Raw genomic sequence first — 18,843 nt, 5'->3', positions numbered from 1 at the left:
ACTCTTTCTTTTTTGTAAAGAACCGTCCTTCATTTTCAATGGATAAAATCGATTCTATCCCAATAGTTCATTGGAGTATATAAAAACAATGGATGTATTTATGATGCCATAGCGATTCAAGATTCGGCATGAAATTCGGGAAGTATTTGAATTCGATAGGGCGCGATTTTATGAAGCTGTCATTGTGGGCAGCATGAGGTGAGGGGTATCGGTTACACTGCGCGGCAAGAAATACTTCATGTAGCCTCCCGTTCCCTAAATGGTCTTTGACCGTAACGAGATACGAAACTTTGTTTCGTCCGGTAAAAGAGAAGCTTGATATTTATTTGATTAAAGTGTAACAATCTACAAATTCCTGAATCATTAAATCAGACCATTCCTAGTATTCTTCCAGTCCTGCCTGTTTTAGGGGGCAAAGGAGTACGCTAGTAGTTTTGAATCATAGCGATATCCAAGCAAGTAAAATGAAGTATGGTGAAATATCATTTTAAAACGGCCCTTCGCACCTTTAAAAAAAACAAAGTATTTACCGCCATAAACCTTGTTGGCTTAACCGTCGGCATGACCGCGATACTACTTATTTTGATTTGGGCACAAAATGAGTGGAGTTTTGACCGCTATTACCCAAATGCCAAGAGGATATACAGAGTCATTTGCCATTGGGAAGGAAAAGGGGAACACTTGACCTTGTCGACCATTCCAATCCGATTGCGCGACCTGGCAATCGAGGAAATACCGGAGGCTCAGGAATTTTTTATCATGCTGCCGCAAATCTTCGAGCGGCCGTTGGTAAAGACTGCGGATGGCGAAGTGTTCGAAGAGGAGGAACTGGCCTACCTAAGCGACAATTGGCTTTCACAATTCGGAAATGGGATTGTGAGCGGATCTATTGCAGCTTACAGGGCCAATAGGTTTGGTCTAGCTCTTACGGAGGAGCGGGCCAAAAAATTTTTTGGGAGTGTGGATCCCATTGGGAAAACCCTTGAAGTATTTGGTATCAATTATAAAGTGGAATTGGTGTTAAAAGACAACCCTCCCAATTCCAGCTTTCAACAAAAAGTTTTCTTACCACTAAAATCGTACTGGCCAAATCGCCTTACCTATGCAGAAGAATTAAGGTCTTCCAATTACAAATTCGTAGCATTTTTCAAGGCACAGGAAGCAATAGATGTCGAAGAGGTCGAGGCAAAATTCACGAGTTTAATGGGCCAAATCGATCAGAACAAGCCTACTTCCTGTTCGGTATTTGCCCTAACCGACATGCGATTTCAACAGAGTATTACCGAGGATATTTTTCTTCATCAAGAAAAAGCTACGGTCAACATATTTGCACTTATTGGTCTAATTATATTGTTGGCGGCGATTCTTAACTACATAAACCTATCCACGGCTACAATTAACAAACGGGTTCAAGAGATTGGGATAAGAAAGGTTATCGGTGCCAATACCCGCAATATATTTCTCCAAGTGGTCACCGAATCGCTAATTATCAGCGTAGTGAGCTTTGTGCTCTCGCTAATTGCAGTATATTGTTTTATGCCCTCTTTATCTGGATATACTGGGCTGGCTCTACGACTTGACTTGACCAATGGGTACATTTGGACATTGCTTGGATCCACTTTGGTTTTTGCCACGCTCGTGGCCTCAATGTATCCAGCCTTCCTTCATGCCGGCCTTAAACCTATTCAATTAATAGGCAAGGGCGATGCATCCTCTAAAGGGGGAAGGCTCAGAAGAATTTTGGTGGTTGGCCAATTTACAGCGGCTATGGTAGTATTAATTGGGGCTATAGCGATCAATCAACAACTTCAATTCATTCAAGATGCTGAAGTGGGATATGATCGAGAGCAGATTATGAGTCTTAAATTGAAATACACGGCCGGAGATAATTTCAGAAAGAATTTGGATAATTTCAAGATATTGAAGGAAGAGTTGGAACAAATTCCAGAAATTGAGTCGATTGCCATTGCCGATCGGGACGTTACACACATCAATAACAGAAATAGTGGTACTTTAAAATGGAAAGGCAAACCTGAAGATCAATCGGTAATCGTATCCCAACTCCGTGCCGATGAAGACTTTACATCGGTATTCGATTTAAAAATGGATAGAGGTAGATGGTTTTCGCGGGACAATATAGGCGATAAAAACAATATAATAGTCAATGAAACGGCCGTCAAGACATTAGGTATACCTGAACCGGTTATAGGGCTCTGGTCAAGTTTTCAGGGAAGGGAGGGCCAAATAATAGGAGTTGTCAAGGATTTTCATTTTGATGACTTTCATCAGTCCATAGAACCACTTGTCATCTGGCATAATGGGGGTAGGGGGCCTATCATAATGGCGAGGTTACAGGCAAGCCAACTCTCTCAGGCGCTGTTTCGGATAGAAGAAAAATTCGAACATTTTTTTCCGGGCAAACCCTTTGAATATAGTTTTTTGGATGATACATTTTTGAAAATGCATCAAGCGGATATTAAAGCTAAAACACTATTGCAAATTTTTACGGGTATCATTGTCTTCATATCTTGTCTGGGCCTGCTGGCACTCACCATGTTCGATGCACAAAGACGCCAAAAGGAAATGGCTATCCGGAAGGTTTTGGGAGCAAATCTGGTAAAAGTTATTGAACAACTGACTAAAAATTATGTGATTTACATCGGCCTGGCTTTTATGCTTGCCATTCCCACCGCTTTTTACTTCCTACAAAAATGGCTAGAAAATTTCGCCTATCATATAGAAATGTCCATATGGATGTTCCTAATTCCTGGATTGGCAATATTCTCGATAGCTATGCTTACCATGGGTTATCATATTGTAAAGGTGGCCAGGACCAATCCAGTGAATTCCCTGCGGCAATGATCATATCAACAAAGGATTTGGGATGAATATCCATATGTGTTTTGAAGTTTTGGAAAATATATTTTAAAAAGTCGGCTTATAGGACTCAGTTTGTTTCATTACCAAAATCGATTCTACCCATTCTTTGTTACTTTTATAGTTCATTAGGGGTTATATGGAAGCGGTGGATGTATTTATAATGCCTCGGCAGTTCAAGAACCGGCCTGAAATCCGGGAAATGGTCGAACTCGATGGGGCCACGATTTTAGAAAGCTGTCATGATGGACACTATGAGGTAAGGGGTACGGCTTATACCGCCCATCACGAAATACTGCATGTAGTCTCCGGCAACTGTAAATTACATATTGCGCATACCACTATTGAAATTTCCGCTGGCGAGACCATGCTCATCCCCAAGCAGACCATTCTAAAATACCTCAAAACAGGGAGGCCTTATCGAAGCCTTCTTTTTTTCCTAAAAGATGAATTCCTGCTGGAATTTTTGAAAAACAATGAATTTCAGAACTCGTTGACGAAACCGACCACACCCTTTATGGTCTTTGGCCAAAGCGAGATGTTAACATCCGCCTTTCAGTCCATGCTGCCCTATATTCGAAATTCATCATCAACGGGCAAAGCTCTTTTTAAAATAAAGACTTTTGAGATTTTGATCAACCTTTCCCAGTACACCAAGTCCTTGCCAAGTTTCCTTTCGGATATGGCGAAGCCATCAAAGATAGATTTACGGTTATTCATGGAAACCATGTACTCAAAAAAAATTCCTATTAAAGAACTGGCATCTTTATCCGGGCGTAGCCTCTCCAGTTTTAAACGGGAATTTCGTGAGATTTTCAATACCAGTCCGTTTAAATGGATAAAAGAGAAACGACTGGAATTAGCTCATGACCTCATTGCCTACGGTTCCAAAAAGCCTATGGAAATTTATTTGGAAGTAGGTTTTGAGGACTACTCCCACTTTAGTAAATCCTATAAGACCCACTTTGGCTACCTGCCTTCCCACACGACTAGGATTGCCTTGGAAATTTGACCTTTAGAACCTTTTTTTTGGACTTCTAAGACCTTCTTGCAAGAGTCGTCCGGATTAATTTTGGAGATCTTTCAAAGAAATAAAAATGAATGCCAAAATGAAGAAAATAGTTTTAGGGGCCGTTCTGATGGCTCAATTTGGAATTGCACAAAATAGAAAAGCCCCTTTAGACTTTAAGGGAAAGGCCATTATCTCCGTCTCCGATGCCGATATGGTATCCTCTGCCTATGTGGACGGTGAATTAGGCGAACAGGATGGTAAGGATGCCCTGAGCCTTGTCCCACTTGACGTAAACTATCGCAATTGGAAGGCCTATGAGATTTTCGCCACTAATTCCGTGGCGGGACCGCCTTGCTCCGTTGCGGTTTCTCCCGATGGCAATTATGCCTTTGTTGTAGAGACATTTACACCACCTTCCAAGGGAGGAACTACCTTTAATGACTTGGGTATTGGCCGATTGTTGTCGGTATTTGACATCACCGACCTTAGGAGCCCTAAATTAATAGAGACCAAGGATATTGGGACAAGGCCAGTGGGCGTATCCGTAAGTCCGGATGGAAATTGGTTGGCCATTGGATTTTATAGCAACGGAACGAAGAACCTGGGATTAATTCCCTTTACAAATGGAAGATTGGGAAAAGTGTTCCACTTTACCATTCCCAATGTGGATGCTGAGACGGCAGCCAATGAGGTGGATTGGCATCCTTCAGGGGAGTATCTGGCCGCGGTAATGCAGAATGCCGACCAAATAGTCTTTGTAAAACCGAATCTTTCCAAGGATATCCCCACTATAGAAGCTTACGGTAACGTTGTTGGAACAGGTAAGTTTCCTATGAAGGGAGATTTTACACCGGATGGAAAACATTATGTCACAACCTGTCTCTACTGGGGATCGGATGTGGACGGTACTTGGATCGAGGCACCTAGGGGACAATTGAACAGTATCCGATTCGATAGCGATCCTACAGATGGAAAAACCTTGCACTCTAATATTTCAACTGCCGAGACCAGTATAAGTCCGGAGGGTTTCGCGATAAGCAACGATGGTACTTTAATCGTTACTACGAACCTTGAACGTAGCTACCTCCCTTATGAAGTTGATGGGGCAGAGCCAAGAATGACCTGGTACAGTTCACTTTCCCTTGTCTCCCTGGATCAAGAAACGGGAAAACTTAAACATTTAAACGATTTTTATTTTCAGGGGATACTTCCCGAGGCTATCGTATTTGATGCTTCGGACAACTATCTGGCCGTGGCGGTGTTCGATAACTTCGATGATACCGTTAAAGGCGGTCGTATCGATTTTTGGAGGGTTGTCCGGGAGAAAGGTGAACTTCCTTTTTTGGTAAAAACCGATCATAGTGTATCCGTTACCAGGGGAGCGCATTCCATGACACTGGTCAAATAATTTCCGTTTTCAGCCTATGGAAGGAATAGAATTCATTAAGGATTTAGGGGATGACCGACAGGCCCTCATTTTGGACGAAGTCGATTCAAAAATAGACCTGTCAGGTTTTTAAAACTATTGGCCTTATAAGCTGAGGCTTAACTAAAAAGTCATGAACTGACTTTTAAAACCGTACCCGAAAACTAAAATTGGGGGTAATGCCCAAGGAAACATTTTCAATTGCCTCCACTTCCCCGGAATCGTTGATACGATAGTATGCGTTGAGGATGTTTCTTCTATCCGTAAAATTCAGTACGGAAGCCCCTACCGAAGCTTTGAGTCCACGGCTCAAGTCAAATTCATAAACCGCGGAGGCATCTGCACGTAGATACTCCGGTAGCCTGCTGCTATTGGGATTCTGAAAGTTTATCCGATTGGGAAAAAAGGTAGTGTCTATCGGATTGGCCGGATCAGGTTCCGTAAAGGGCCGTCCCGTGCGATAATTTAGGCCTATCCCAAACCTGAAATCCTGATAGGTATAGGTGCCGGCAAAAGTAAAGGTATGACGGATGTCCAAATTGTTGGGAAATTCGGACGGGTCTATGTCGGGAAAGGTATAAGTGTTAAAATTATAGGTGTAACTCAGCCATGCACTGTAATCATTGGTCTTTTTATTGATCAGGAATTCGATTCCCTTCACCTCGTATTGTCCTATTTCCCCGTTAAATTGATTTTGGTTCTGAAAGCCTTGCGTTTCGGTACTGATTCCCTTTACTTCCTTATAAAAACCTTCTATGCCGATATAGAGCTTGGGATGGTCATAATTGAAACCGATGGAAGCCTGTTTACTACGGGTTATGGGTAAGGAATCGTTATCCGAAAGTATCCAGCGGCGTTTTTCAATACCCAAAAAATTCTGCTCCAAATCAATGACTTGATTGGTGGCCTGGCTCTTAAATTCCCCTAAGAGTTCCGCCCTGAAATGTTTGGCCAGGGCATAGTTGATATTTAACCGAGGTTCTATAATCACTTTCTCAAAAGAGTCATACGTTTGGGGATCTCCAATATAATTGAGTCGGGCTCCTGCGCGCGCCATAAGTTTGGTATCCGGTGATGTATGTTCGATCTCCGAAAAGAGGGAGTGGGTTCTGATCACACCTTTTACATTGCTCTTGAATGGAGGTTGGGTAACATCGGCAATATTTCGAATCCCGGTCTCCGTGAGTTGATACCCGTTAAGCCAATTCAAGCTTTCATTAACCTGAAAATGGGTATTTAATTTCAGGGCCGTTTCTATCACTTCGTTATTCTGGAAAAGGATTTGTTGGCCGTTGGCGGTACTATTTTCGGCATCCAGATCATAATTGGTATAGTAGAGATTAAGATGGGAAGAGAATCGATCGGTCCACTGACTTTCCAGGCTTCCGCCGAAGGAAATGTTCGTTTGATCTAAAGTGCTTACCGAACTTCTAAAACTATCCGAATTGGTTTCCTGATAATCCAGCTGATTGTTGATATTTATAAAGCTCAAACGCACTTTTTGATAGGGATTGATATCATACAATAGCTTCCCGGTAAAATCATAAAAATAAAAGTCGCTGTTTTGTGTTACGCGGGTGTCCTGAAAAACACGATTTACAAATTGGCCGTAGGTAGGGGTTTCCAAAAAATCAGTCAGGGAGCGCCGCGCCGAGAATTGAAAGCCTAATTTATCGGACAGGGGCAATTGGGCATAAACATCTCCGCCAATAAGATTAAGGCCAGCCCCACCTGTCAAGGCTTCCGTAATCTCATTTTTGGTGCGCATATCCAAAACTCCGCTTACACCATCGCCATATTGGGCCGAAGTCCCGTTTTTGATAAGGATGATTCTATCGGTCAGGTAAGGGTTAAATGCTGAAATCAATCCAAAAAAATGACCGGACTGATACATTTTGATACCATCCCAAAGCATAAGGTTCTGATCGTTGGTACCTCCACGGATATTGATGTCCGAAACGGTCTCATCTATACTTTTGATTCCCGGGAGGGCCTGTACGGTCTGCAATATATCCGGCTCTATTAAACCCGGAAGAATACCAAATTCTGCTGTATTCATCTGGATACTGCCATCGGACTCCTTTAAAATTCCGGTGGTAAGGAATTGGTAGACGATTACCTCGTCCAGTTGCTGATAGAATTGTGCCAATAATAAGGTTTTGCAAGGATTGACAGCGGTCAATTCCTCCGCCTTTATGAACAGGGTCTTAAAGCCCAAGTGCTTGATTTCCAGAACCGAATTTCTAGGAATATTGTTCAATGAGAACGAACCGTCCATATCGGTAATGAGCGCAATTTCGGAATCCAATACCTTAACGGTAGCCCCCATGACCGTATTTTGTTTAAAATTGTCCAGCACGGTGGCACAGATATCTACCGTACTGCTTTTGGTAAGCGTGTAATAACGTTCGTTGAGTTGCTGGATTTTAAGCTGGGTCTGGGCTTGGATATCGGAGAGAATTTCGTCGAGTTCATCGTTTTTCGGTATAAGGACATGGAGATTTTCGATATCCTCGTCCACATAGGAAAATTTGACCTCGAACCGGCTCTCCAAGATTTGGAGATAGGAAATAAGTGGTGCCGTTTTGCCCGTTCCATCCTGGCCAATTCCGTTTTGTACGAAAATCAGGAACAGTAAGGAAGTAAAAAAGAATATAAGGCGTTTAGGGTGCGTTTTCAGCATAGAACAGCACTTTATTCCCCTCTAATTTAAACTTTATTTGAGAGGGAACACTTATACTCTGTAACGCCAAATCTGTATTTGTGTTGCTAAAAGTGCCAGTATATAATTGATTTAAATCGATATTTTTGGTCTCAACGGTAATATTGTGCTGTCTTTCAAATTCATCCAGAACATATTGCAATGGAATACTCTTAAAGGAGCTTTCGTCGCTCATCCAGGAAGGTTGGGAAATGTTGACCACTTTGCCCTTAACAATTTTTCCATCAATGGCCAGAAAGGAATCCCCGGCGGGCAGTTTGGTTTCCGTACCCTTAAAGGTAACGCTTACCAATCCCTCATAACAGGTCACCTCAAAAAAACCATTGCGGTTTTCCACATTGAACTGAGTTCCCAAAACGGCTACGGTACCATTCTCCGTGGAAACCGTAAAGCGTTTTCCCTTGGCCACCTTAAAAAAGGCCTCACCCTTTAGGGATATGTTACGTTCCTTGCCCCACGCCTTTTCATTATAGGAAATTTGAGAATCGGCATTCAATACGATTTCGGAATTATCTGGAAGTACAACTTCCTTGTTTTCGGCAAATTGAGTGGAAACACGCTCATCCAGGGCATTCAGATAAAAATACGAGGCAACAAGCAATACCGCAATGGCCGCCGCTACCCGCAAAAACTTCCGGAAAGGATGCAATTGCACCACTTTTGGAGTTGAAAGTTCGCGTTTGTTCCTTAAAGCGGTCAATGCCTCGTCCACATTAAAATCAGGGCCTTCCAATGTACCGGAGGCCTCAAGAATCTTCCGATAGGTAGCATACTCGTCGGATTTTTTAAATTCCGCGAGCTCCTCCTCGGAGAGTTCATTGTTCAGCCATTTTGCCAAGTAATTTTCTTGCATGATTTCTAGCTTTATACCTTAATAACAGTTCACTACAAAAAAACCCTACTTCGGTTTGGAATTGAATCATCTATTTCCATTGCCGATTGTTCAGAATTTATCATAACATGCGTATAATTTCCTATTTAGATATATGTAAAATTCACATCTTAACCTCAAACCTCAAACCTCAAACCTCAAACCTCAAACCTCAAACCTCAAACCTCAAACCTCAAACCTCAAACCTCAAACCTCAAACCTCAAACCTCAAACCTCAAACCTCAAACCTCAAACCTCAAACCTCAAACCTCAAACCTCAAACCTCAAACCTCAAACCTCAAACCTCAAACCTCAAACCTCAAACCTCAAACCTCAAACCTCAAACCTCAAACCTCAAACCTCAAACCTCAAACCTCAAACCTCAAACCTCAAACCTCAAACCTCAAACCTCAAACCTCAAACCTCAAACCTCAAACCTCAAACCTCAAACCTCAAACCTCAAACCTCAAATCCCATCGATTTGTTCCCTAAGCGTTTTCAACGCCAAATGCATCCGTTTTTCTATGGCCTTTACACTTACCCCCTCCATTTCGGCAATCTCGGCATATTTTTTACCATCGATCCGGTTCAACAAAAAAACGGTACGCTGGTTCTCCGGTAAACTGTTCAACGCCTGGTCCAATTTTTGTTTAAACTGGTTTTCCTCCATTAAGAATTCAGGCGACTCATTGGTACTGCTTAATGTTTTGTCCGCATACTTTAGACGTACCTTTTCGGCTTTAATGACATTAAGGTAAAGGTTGTTGGCAACAGTATAAACATAGGACTTTGCCTTTTGAGGGGTGACCTTGGCACAGTTTTCCCAAAGCTTTAAGAAGGCTTCCTGAACGGCATCATAAGCTTTTTCCTCATTTCCGAACTTATAATATATATAGTTAAAAACCGTTTTAGAATTAGTTTTGAAGAGCGAACTAAATACCGCTTCCTCACATACATTGTCCTGGGATTCAGTTTTCAATGGGTTGGTTTTGCATCAAAGATATTTGAAAAAATCGAAAACAAAGTAGGGTATTTTTCAAATGGGTTGTTTTAATGGGGAACGAACAAAAAATCCAAATCGTTATGAGAAAGTTTTTGAATTACACACTGTACACCAGCCTACTCATGATTGCGCTTACCTTTTCTTCCTGCCAAACGGAATATGAGGAACTTCCGGGGGAGAACGAACAAGAAACCATTATGGCCAATTCATCCACGGCCCAATTGGTAGAAAAGACCGTTTCCAATGATGGGTCTTTTGATAATATCGTAGATGGTTCCAGTTGTTTTAATATCCGTTTTCCATATACCGTTGAAGTAAATGGATTGGAATTGACCATTGATGCGGTAAAAGATCTTGAGCAAATCGAGGAAATCTTTGATGCCTTTGATGATGATGAGGACATTTTGGAAATCCTTTTTCCCATCACCATTACCTTGGGCGATTACACCGAGATTACCATTAATGGCGAGGGCGATTTGCGTGAATGGGCCGAGAAATGTATAGAAGGCGGGGATGATGACGATATAGAATGTATAGATTTTGTATACCCCGTTACCTTGTTCACTTTTGATATCAACAGACAGCAGACCGGAAATGTTACGGTTGAAAGCGATATGGAAATGAGACGTTTCTTCGCTGGCTTGGATGAAGAAGACCTTATTAGTATTGAATTTCCGGTAACATTGAAACTCTATGACGGAACAGAGATTGTTGTTGATTCCAACGGGGAATTGGCCAATGCTATAGAGAGCGCCAAAGAAGCCTGTGATGAAGACGATGATAATGATTATAACGATGACGATTTTGATAAAGAACGCCTGGATTCCTATTTGGTAAAGTGCCCTTGGTTGGTCCGGGAAGTAAAAAGGGACGGGATAAACCAAACCGATCAGTACTTTGAATACCTTATGAATTTTAAGGAGGATGGTACGGTCACCGTTAAGGATCGGATGGGCAATAACCTGGAAGGAACTTGGAATACCCGTGCAAGTGATGATGGCGCCCTTTTAAAATTGGAGTTTGACGTTCTAGTAGACTTTAGCTTGGAATGGTTGGTCTATGAAATCGAAGAAGGGAAAATAAAATTGTACGCTGGCGAAGGCAATAGGATTATAATGCAGCAATACTGTGAAGCCAATACCGACCCTGATGGTCTTCGTGAAATATTAAAGGAATGTAGCTGGATCATTAAAAAGGTAGTGGTCGATAATGAGGAAATTAGAAGGCTATTGGGCTATGAGTTCCAGTTCATGCCAGAAGGTGTGGTAACCTTGACCAATGGTGATGTTGTTTCCGAAGGTACTTGGGAAATTACAATGAACGCCCAGGAGAGATTGGTGATGGCCATTAACATAGGAGAGGAGCCTGGGGTGAGTTTTGAGTGGCCCATAGCCGATCTTAAGGACGACAGATTAAAGTTTGAGATCCCTGAAATCGATTACGAATTGATATTGCAACGCGTATGCAACGACAATGCTGATGATGGTGATGTTCCTGAAATTAGGAATATTATGATGGGCGGTGAATGGATGGTAGCCCAGTATTCCGAAGGGGATATGGACGAAACCGATAACTATGCCGCATATACCTTTGCGTTTCAAGCAGAGCACATGATAGCTGTTACAACCGGTGACACCGGACCTACAATTCCAGGATTGTGGAGGGTTATCCGAAATAGTGATGGCAAGTTGAAGGTATATCTTAACTTGGGAGATACCGACCCACTTGGAGAATTGACGGAAGATTGGGAATTCGTATCCATCTCTGAGGACGGTAATCGTATCGAATTGAAGGATATTAACGAGGAGGACGAAAGTATTACCACTTTGGTCTTTGAAAAGAAGCAGTAAAAGTTTAAGAATCCCCGATGCCAAGGCATCGGGGATTCCCTTTTTACCCCATAAACCTTAACCCATGAAGAGAGTTATTAGTCCACTACTGTTAAGTGTTGTACTGGTGTCCTGCAGCACCGATGAAAATAACGGAGATAATCAATCCATAGTGATCAATGCAGAAGAGGTAGAAACCATGGTGACCCGTGGTGAATGGAAAATAACCTTTTATGCCGATTCCGATGAGGATGATACAAGCGACTACGATGGGTATGTATTTACATTCAATGCAGATGGAACTTTAGGGGCCACTAATGGCAATACGTCCCTTTCTGGTGCCTGGTCCATAACGGAATCGGAAAATAGAGATGATGATAGCACGAGTGATGTGGATTTCAATATTTTCTTTGCTTCCCCTGATATTTTTGAGGAACTGGCAAATGATTGGGATATCCTGAAATATACCGGTTCAAAAATAGAATTATGGGACGTTGATGTAGATGATGGAAGTACCGATTACCTCACTTTTGAAAAGATTTAGTAGCCTTTTTTGCCCCATATCCCAAAAAAAGAGCATCCACCGAAAGATGGGTGCTTTTTTTTGTTTATGACCCTTATGTGGTTTTCGAAACCTTGTTTCCACAGGCCCGCCTCATTTGTAGGGTCCCAACTTTGTTTCCATGGCAACGTTAGGGTTGTGCCATCTATATATTTTTCCCCTCAATACCTCATCGTTCCCTTGGTAATTCTTAAATTTGCTTTTCTTCAAAAAGGATGTAAGACGATGTTCGATAACTTAAGTGAAAAGCTGGATAAGGCCCTTCATGTTCTTAAGGGACATGGGCAGATAACCGAGATCAATGTTGCGGAGACCACCAAGGAGGTCCGTAGGGCCTTGTTGGATGCCGATGTCAATTTTAGGATAGCCAAGGAGTTTACGAATCGGGTAAAGGAAAAGGCCCTGGGTCAGAACGTGTTGACTACCCTACAGCCCGGCCAATTAATGGTGAAGATCGTAAAGGACGAACTTACGGAACTTATGGGCGGCGAAACCGAAGGCATCAATCTTTCGGGGCACCCTTCCGTAGTCCTAATGTCCGGTCTTCAAGGTTCGGGTAAAACCACCTTTTCAGGAAAACTGGCCAATTTTCTCAAAAATAAAAAATCCAAGAAACCTTTATTGGTAGCCTGTGATGTATACCGTCCCGCGGCCATAGATCAATTGCATATCGTAGGAGATCAAATCGGGGTTGAAGTGTATTCTGATCGGGAGAACAACGATCCCGTAGCCATTGCCAAGGCAGGTATTGCACATGCAAAGGCCAATGGGTACAATGTGGTCATCATCGATACTGCCGGTCGCTTGGCCGTGGACGAGAAAATGATGACGGAAATCTCAAATATCCACGCCGCCATACAACCACAAGAGACTCTTTTTGTAGTGGATGCCATGACCGGTCAGGATGCCGTAAATACGGCCAAGGCCTTCAATGATGTCCTGAATTTTGACGGTGTCATCCTTACTAAGCTGGATGGGGATACCCGAGGTGGTGCGGCCATTTCCATAAAATCCGTAGTGGACAAGCCCATTAAATTCATTGGTACCGGTGAAAAGATGGAAGCTATTGACGTTTTCCATCCATCGCGAATGGCCGACCGCATTTTGGGTATGGGCGATGTGATTTCATTGGTTGAACGGGCCCAAGAACAATTTGATGAGGAGGAAGCCAGGAAAATCCAGAAAAAAATTGCCAAGAATAGATTCGGGTTCGATGATTTCCTGAGCCAGATCCAGCAGATAAAGAAAATGGGGAACATCAAGGACCTTATGGGAATGATTCCAGGCGCGGGCAAGGCGCTTAAAGGCATGGATATAGATGATGATGCCTTTAAACATATTGAGGCCATTATCCATTCCATGACCCCTGACGAACGTTCAAATCCCTCCAAATTGAACGCTAGTCGTAAAAAGCGGATAGCCTTAGGCAGTGGCCGGACCATTCAGGATGTAAATCAATTGCTTAAACAATTTGATCAAATGGGCAAAATGATGAAAATGATGCAAGGCGGTGGGGGTAAAAAGATGATGCAGATGATGCAAAGAATGAAATAGCTATTTTTTGTATCCAACGTTCAAAGTTCAAGGCTCAAAAAAAGATTCAAAAGTTTAGGTTTTATCGTAATGGGAAAATTTGGGCGTTTTGAGGATTTGGAGATATGGCAATTGGCGAGGGAAATCTGCAAAGATGTTCATCACTTCATCGAAACTACAAGTTTGGGAAAGAATTATGCGCTTCGAGACCAAATGGATAAATGTTCAGGTTCTATAATGGATAATATTGCTGAAGGCTTTGAAAGAAATGGAAATAAGGAATTCATTCAATTTTTAAGTATTGCAAAAGCTTCGTGTGGCGAATTACGATCACAGCTTTATAGAGCTTTGGATAGAAAACATATTGATCAGGAAATTTTTGACATTCAAATCCAAAAAGTACTCTTGGAAAGTAAAAAAATAAGTTCTTTTATGAGTTATCTTATGAAGTCTGAATATAGAGGTCCTAAATTTAACCGATAACTCCTTAAACTTTGAACCAATAATGAAATTATTAGACGGAAAGGCAATCTCCAACAAAATAAAGGAAGAAATAGCCCTAGAGGTTATCCAGATAAAGGAACGCGGTGAAAAAGTACCCCATTTGGCCGCGGTACTTGTCGGGAATGATGGTGCTAGCCTAACTTATGTGGGGAGTAAGGTAAGGTCGTGTAAGAAAATCGGTTTTGAATCCACCCTTATCCATTTGCCCGAGGAAACCTCCGAGGAAGAATTACTCCAAAAAGTGGAACAGCTGAACACGGATGATGCTATAGACGGCTACATTGTGCAACTTCCACTACCTAAGCACATTGATGAGGAAAAGGTGCTAATGGCCGTACATCCGGACAAGGATGTGGATGGTTTTCACCCGACCAACTTTGGCAAAATGGCCTTGGATATGGAAACCTTTATTTCGGCTACCCCCTTTGGCATCATGGAATTGTTGAAACGCTATGAGGTGGAAACGGAAGGTAAACACGCCGTGGTCATCGGTCGTAGCCATATTGTAGGTAGGCCCATTAGTATACTGATGAGCCAAAAGGGTAAGGCTGCCAATTGTACGGTCACTTTGACCCACAGCCGTACCAAGGATATCAAGGCGTTGACCTTGCAAGCTGATATTATTGTTTCGGCATTGGGCGTGCCCCATTTCTTAAAGGCGGATATGGTAAAAGAAGGAGCTGTGATTATCGATGTGGGGATTACTCGGGTACCCGATGACACACGGAAACGCGGCTATTATCTTACCGGGGACGTGGATTTTGAGAATGTATCCAAAAAGGCATCCTTCATAACTCCTGTTCCAGGCGGGGTGGGTCCTATGACCATCGCCATGCTGTTAAAGAATACATTATTGGCCCGAAAACGGCATAGAAGTAAAGTGTAATCGACTTTTACGGGTATAAAAAAGATGGAATTAAATGGCACGTCTCTTTCTTGCTATAGAGGAAGGACAAGATTATCTCCTTTGGCCGTTTGCGTGCTGTCGTTGGGGGTCAAAACATCCAGATCGTTGCTGTCATCATAACTACAACTTCCTATACCCATAATCATAGCCAAAATTAGCCCAACATAGATTAGTTTCTTCATAGCTGACAATTTAGTAGGTGTCCTCATCGAGCTACCATAATTTGATAACGATGAAATTCGGTGTTTGGTATTTGATGGTTAATGGGAAATCAGTACCTTTTAGGGGAATTGTTTAGGAAACCTTCAGCCAAGGAATTTGTTATTCTCCAAAGGATACTATGGTAAAATCGGGGTCGAGCTTTAAAAATGATACGGTTAAAACTAAAAATGCGGTAAATCCAGGACTTTCAAGTCTATGCAAAAGTATTTTTTGGTTAATTGTCGGAATCAGTTTTATGTCGGTGTCCCAGGGGTATGCGCAGCGACCTAAACTAATCGTTACCACGGATATCGGTCAAGATCCGGACGACCAGCAGTCTTTTGTACGGCTTTTACATTATGCGAATGAATTTGATTTTTTAGGGTTCATCGCCAATGCCGATTCAAATTACGACCATGAACCCCCTTTGGTTCGGGATGATATTCTCCATGATCTTATCTCAAAATATGGATTGATACAAAATCGGTTAAAATCGCATTCTCGGGATTACCCCACTGCGGATTATCTGCATTCCCTAGTAAAAAAGGGGTGCAACAAAAATGGTGTAAAAGTACCGGTCTCTGATTATGTGGGCCCTGGCCATGATACCGAAGGTTCCGATTGGATTATTGAATCGGTCAAACAGTCGTCCGAACCTGTAAATATTGCTGTATGGGGTGGGGCTTGTGATTTGGCCCAGGCCTTGTGGAAAGTGAGGGAAATGGGTTCAAGCAAAGAGTTGGAAGCATTTGTTGGAAAACTAAGGGTTTATTTTATTGGGAAGCAAGATTCGTCAAATGAATGGATCATGCAAGAATTTCCAAAGCTATGGTTGATATTGGCACTCGATCAATCGGGGGATAAATGGGCCTCGTCCTACAGGGGCATGTTTCTTGGAGGGGATATCTCGTTAACATCACGGGAATGGCTCAAAGAAAATATCATTGGGAAAAATCCCTTGGCTGATGCATATCCTGATAAAGCCTATACCGGGGGTGAAGGACGCAATCCGTATATGGCAATGAAGGAGGGAGATTCTCCCTCCTGGTTATATTTTCTTTCTAACGGACTGAATTTTCAAGAACATCCCCATTGGGGAGGATGGGGCGGCCGTTTTGAACAGGAACGCCCTGGTTTTTTTCGGGATGTGCAGGATAACTATTTTGATGATGATAGAGAGGATTTGATACCATCATCCATGGCAACCGTGTTTCGATGGCGATTTGATTTTCAGAATGATTTTGCGGCAAGGGTGCAGTGGGGATCCGAAAATCAGGCCAAGATAAACCATGCCCCAATTCCAAGGATTTCTGGATATTCCGGTGACGGATACCTAGAAATCCCCGTAGAGGCAGGCGGCTCAATAGCCTTGGACGCATCAAAATCCACGGATCCGGACGAGGATAGCCTTAGTTTCGATTGGTTGGTTTATCCTGAGGCAGGATCCTTTTTGGAGGCCAACGACTCCATTCTGGATAATGGTGACCAATCGAAAACCTTGGTCAATATTCCAAGTGGGGCCAACGGTCAATCCATCCATATCATTTTAAGGGTGATGGATGATGCCGATATTCCGTTGACGGGCTACAAAAGGATAATTTTAAAAGTAAAGGATTGACTTGTGACCATCTCAAAACCAGCTAAATTAGGGCTTATGCAAAAACACCTCCTTTTTTTGATACTATTGCTTGTCAGTGTAACGGGTTGCCTATTGCAAATAGAAAAAAAATCACAGATGGCTATTAACGTATCTTTTCCTGAGACCGCAACCAAAGAGAAACTGGATGGAAGACTTCTTCTAATGCTATCCAATAATGACGGGGACGAACCCCGTTTTCAGATCAATGCCGGTCTTGGTACGCAAATTATTTTTGGAATGAACGTTGAAGGGATGGGAGCCGGCGAAATACAAACTTTTGACACTACGGTCTTTGGATTTCCCTATGAAAGCTTGGCCGATGTACCTCCGGGGGAATATCAGGTTCAAGCGCTTTTACATAGATATGAAACCTTCAATCTGTCCACGGGCCACATGGTAAAACTGCCTATGGATAAGGGCGAGGGACAACAATGGAACAAATCACCGGGTAATCTGTACAGCAAACCCTTTAAGATAACCATTACCGAAGATGGCGTCAAGGGCGTAAACGTAGTCATGGATCAGGTGATTCCTCCAATCCAGGAACCAAAGGATACGGAGTGGATAAAGCATGTTAAAATAAAGTCCGAAAAGCTTTCCGAGTTCTGGGGAAGGGATATGTATTTGGGAGCCCATGTACTTTTACCCAAGGGGTTTGAGGAGCATCCCGAGGCCAAGTATCCCTTAATGATTTTCCATGGACATTTCCCAAGTGATTTTGGTGGATTTCGAACTACGCCTCCCGACCCGAATATGGAGCCGGAGTATTCGGATAGGTTTGGTGTGGAAGGCTATAATATAATTCAGGAACAAGAGGCCTATGATTTTTACAAACGGTGGAACGAACCTGATTTTCCAAGATTTCTAATTATCGAAATCCAACATCCTACCCCTTATTATGATGACTCTTACGCGGTAAACTCGGCCAGTCAGGGTCCTTATGGTGATGCCATAACCTATGAGCTGATTCCTTATATCGAACGGACGTTCCGAGGGATAGGGGAAGGTTGGTCACGCTTTTTGTATGGTGGTTCCACTGGAGGTTGGGAAGCCTTGGCGGTACAGGTAAAATATCCTAGGGAATATAACGGTTGTTTTGCCGCCTGTCCGGATCCTATCGACTTTAGGGCCTATTGCCTGACCGATATTTATACCGATAAGAATGCCTATTTTTATGAGAGTGAGCATAAGCGCTTGGAAGTCCCAGGACATCGGGATTATCTGGGACATGTCCAGATTACGCTTAGGGAGTACAATCATATGGAGCTTGTTTTGGGGGACAAAAGTCGCTCCGGTCAGCAGTGGGATATTTGGGAAGCCACCTACTCTCCCCAGGGAGAGGACGGTTATCCGGTACGGCTATGGGATAAGATGACCGGCGATATAGATCATAAAGTATCGGAATATTGGAAAGAAAACTATGATCTGCGCCATATCCTGGAACGGGACTGGGATAAATTGGGAGAAGATCTAAAAGGTAAGATCCATATTTACTGTGGGGACATGGATAATTATTATCTAAACAATGCTGTCTACCTTATGGAAGATTTTTTGGAAAGTACCAGCGATCCCTACTATGGGGGCGAAGTGCTCTATGGAGACCGTGCGGAACATTGTTGGAACGGCGACCCGGAACAGCCCAACCATATTTCGCGATTGCGATACAATAGTATGTATGTACCTAAAATTATGAAACGTATTGCGGAAAGTGCGCCCAAGGGAGCGGATTTGACTAGTTGGCGTTATAAATAAGATAT

The 18,843-nt window shown here is 42.7% G+C and carries 14 protein-coding genes; 10 read left to right on the top strand and 4 right to left on the bottom strand.

Features of this window, described 5'->3' with window-relative positions:
- The first annotated feature begins 471 nt into the window (after positions 1-471).
- From ACO06Y_RS23740 to ACO06Y_RS23730, 3 genes are all read left to right on the top strand, one after another.
- Complete coding sequence (locus ACO06Y_RS23740) at positions 472-2,862, top strand: ABC transporter permease (protein ID WP_422081567.1); 2,391 nt, start codon at positions 472-474, stop codon at positions 2,860-2,862.
- 217 nt (positions 2,863-3,079) lie between these two features.
- Positions 3,080-3,889 carry an AraC family transcriptional regulator gene (locus ACO06Y_RS23735; protein WP_422081566.1) on the top strand — a complete coding sequence of 270 codons (810 nt, stop codon included), beginning with the start codon at positions 3,080-3,082 and terminating at the stop codon, positions 3,887-3,889.
- Between the two features lie 97 nt (positions 3,890-3,986).
- Complete coding sequence (locus ACO06Y_RS23730) at positions 3,987-5,297, top strand: beta-propeller fold lactonase family protein (protein ID WP_422081565.1); 1,311 nt, start codon at positions 3,987-3,989, stop codon at positions 5,295-5,297.
- A gap of 163 nt (positions 5,298-5,460) precedes the next feature.
- Here the strand turns inward: ACO06Y_RS23730 and ACO06Y_RS23725 are convergent, their stop codons facing one another.
- The 3 genes from ACO06Y_RS23725 to ACO06Y_RS23715 form a co-directional block, all read right to left on the bottom strand.
- The gene (locus ACO06Y_RS23725; RefSeq protein ID WP_422081564.1) at positions 5,461-7,998 is read right to left on the bottom strand and encodes a TonB-dependent receptor; all 2,538 of its coding nucleotides are present in this window, start codon (positions 7,996-7,998) and stop codon (positions 5,461-5,463) included.
- A complete protein-coding gene (locus ACO06Y_RS23720; RefSeq protein WP_422081563.1) occupies positions 7,979-8,890 on the bottom strand; it encodes a FecR family protein in 912 nt (303 codons plus the stop codon). The genes ACO06Y_RS23725 and ACO06Y_RS23720 overlap by 20 nt, the downstream gene beginning before the upstream one ends.
- Before the next feature lie 484 nt (positions 8,891-9,374).
- On the bottom strand, positions 9,375-9,887 hold the full coding sequence (locus ACO06Y_RS23715) for an RNA polymerase sigma factor (protein WP_422081562.1): 513 nt from the start codon (positions 9,885-9,887) through the stop codon (positions 9,375-9,377).
- Positions 9,888-9,991: 104 nt separating this feature from the next.
- On the opposite strand from ACO06Y_RS23715, the gene ACO06Y_RS23710 reads away from it, so the two are divergent.
- From ACO06Y_RS23710 to folD, 5 genes are all read left to right on the top strand, one after another.
- Positions 9,992-11,761 (top strand): hypothetical protein, encoded by a 1,770-nt coding sequence (locus ACO06Y_RS23710; RefSeq protein WP_422081561.1) that lies wholly within the window; start codon positions 9,992-9,994, stop codon positions 11,759-11,761.
- Positions 11,762-11,825: 64 nt separating this feature from the next.
- Entirely contained in the window at positions 11,826-12,284 is a 459-nt protein-coding gene (locus ACO06Y_RS23705; RefSeq protein ID WP_422081560.1) for a hypothetical protein, read from the top strand.
- A gap of 243 nt (positions 12,285-12,527) precedes the next feature.
- A complete protein-coding gene (gene ffh, locus ACO06Y_RS23700) occupies positions 12,528-13,856 on the top strand; it encodes a signal recognition particle protein (protein ID WP_422081559.1) in 1,329 nt (442 codons plus the stop codon).
- A 69-nt stretch (positions 13,857-13,925) separates the two neighbouring features.
- Entirely contained in the window at positions 13,926-14,318 is a 393-nt protein-coding gene (locus tag ACO06Y_RS23695) for a four helix bundle protein (RefSeq protein ID WP_422081558.1), read from the top strand.
- Positions 14,319-14,340: 22 nt separating this feature from the next.
- On the top strand, positions 14,341-15,225 hold the full coding sequence (gene folD, locus ACO06Y_RS23690) for a bifunctional methylenetetrahydrofolate dehydrogenase/methenyltetrahydrofolate cyclohydrolase FolD (RefSeq protein WP_422081557.1): 885 nt from the start codon (positions 14,341-14,343) through the stop codon (positions 15,223-15,225).
- A gap of 53 nt (positions 15,226-15,278) precedes the next feature.
- On the opposite strand, the gene ACO06Y_RS23685 is transcribed toward folD, so the two are convergent.
- Positions 15,279-15,428, bottom strand: coding sequence for a hypothetical protein (locus ACO06Y_RS23685; protein ID WP_422081556.1), 150 nt, complete (start codon positions 15,426-15,428; stop codon positions 15,279-15,281).
- 275 nt (positions 15,429-15,703) lie between these two features.
- Here ACO06Y_RS23685 and ACO06Y_RS23680 point away from each other — a divergent pair, with 275 nt between their 5' ends.
- Entirely contained in the window at positions 15,704-17,065 is a 1,362-nt protein-coding gene (locus tag ACO06Y_RS23680) for a nucleoside hydrolase-like domain-containing protein (RefSeq protein ID WP_422081555.1), read from the top strand.
- A 36-nt stretch (positions 17,066-17,101) separates the two neighbouring features.
- Entirely contained in the window at positions 17,102-18,838 is a 1,737-nt protein-coding gene (locus tag ACO06Y_RS23675) for an alpha/beta hydrolase-fold protein (protein ID WP_422081554.1), read from the top strand.
- The last annotated feature ends 5 nt before the right edge of the window (positions 18,839-18,843 follow it).

Origin of the sequence: Ulvibacterium sp. (genome assembly GCF_965228935.1) — a bacterium.
Lineage (GTDB): Bacteria > Bacteroidota > Bacteroidia > Flavobacteriales > Flavobacteriaceae > Ulvibacterium.
Note: the sequence above shows the minus strand (reverse complement) of the source record. Positions and strands in the feature narration are given on the sequence as shown.

What these genes read in the sequence shown, in the direction of transcription:
- ACO06Y_RS23740 (WP_422081567.1), top strand. Translation starts at nt 472, where the DNA reads ATGGTGAAATATCATTTTAAAACGGCCCTTCGCACCTTTAAAAAAAAC.
- ACO06Y_RS23735 (WP_422081566.1), top strand. Translation starts at nt 3,080, where the DNA reads ATGGTCGAACTCGATGGGGCCACGATTTTAGAAAGCTGTCATGATGGA.
- ACO06Y_RS23730 (WP_422081565.1), top strand. Translation starts at nt 3,987, where the DNA reads ATGAAGAAAATAGTTTTAGGGGCCGTTCTGATGGCTCAATTTGGAATT.
- ACO06Y_RS23725 (WP_422081564.1), bottom strand. Translation starts at nt 7,998, where the DNA reads ATGCTGAAAACGCACCCTAAACGCCTTATATTCTTTTTTACTTCCTTA.
- ACO06Y_RS23720 (WP_422081563.1), bottom strand. Translation starts at nt 8,890, where the DNA reads ATGCAAGAAAATTACTTGGCAAAATGGCTGAACAATGAACTCTCCGAG.
- ACO06Y_RS23710 (WP_422081561.1), top strand. Translation starts at nt 9,992, where the DNA reads ATGAGAAAGTTTTTGAATTACACACTGTACACCAGCCTACTCATGATT.
- ACO06Y_RS23705 (WP_422081560.1), top strand. Translation starts at nt 11,826, where the DNA reads ATGAAGAGAGTTATTAGTCCACTACTGTTAAGTGTTGTACTGGTGTCC.
- ffh (WP_422081559.1), top strand. Translation starts at nt 12,528, where the DNA reads ATGTTCGATAACTTAAGTGAAAAGCTGGATAAGGCCCTTCATGTTCTT.
- ACO06Y_RS23695 (WP_422081558.1), top strand. Translation starts at nt 13,926, where the DNA reads ATGGGAAAATTTGGGCGTTTTGAGGATTTGGAGATATGGCAATTGGCG.
- folD (WP_422081557.1), top strand. Translation starts at nt 14,341, where the DNA reads ATGAAATTATTAGACGGAAAGGCAATCTCCAACAAAATAAAGGAAGAA.
- ACO06Y_RS23685 (WP_422081556.1), bottom strand. Translation starts at nt 15,428, where the DNA reads ATGAAGAAACTAATCTATGTTGGGCTAATTTTGGCTATGATTATGGGT.
- ACO06Y_RS23680 (WP_422081555.1), top strand. Translation starts at nt 15,704, where the DNA reads ATGTCGGTGTCCCAGGGGTATGCGCAGCGACCTAAACTAATCGTTACC.
- ACO06Y_RS23675 (WP_422081554.1), top strand. Translation starts at nt 17,102, where the DNA reads ATGCAAAAACACCTCCTTTTTTTGATACTATTGCTTGTCAGTGTAACG.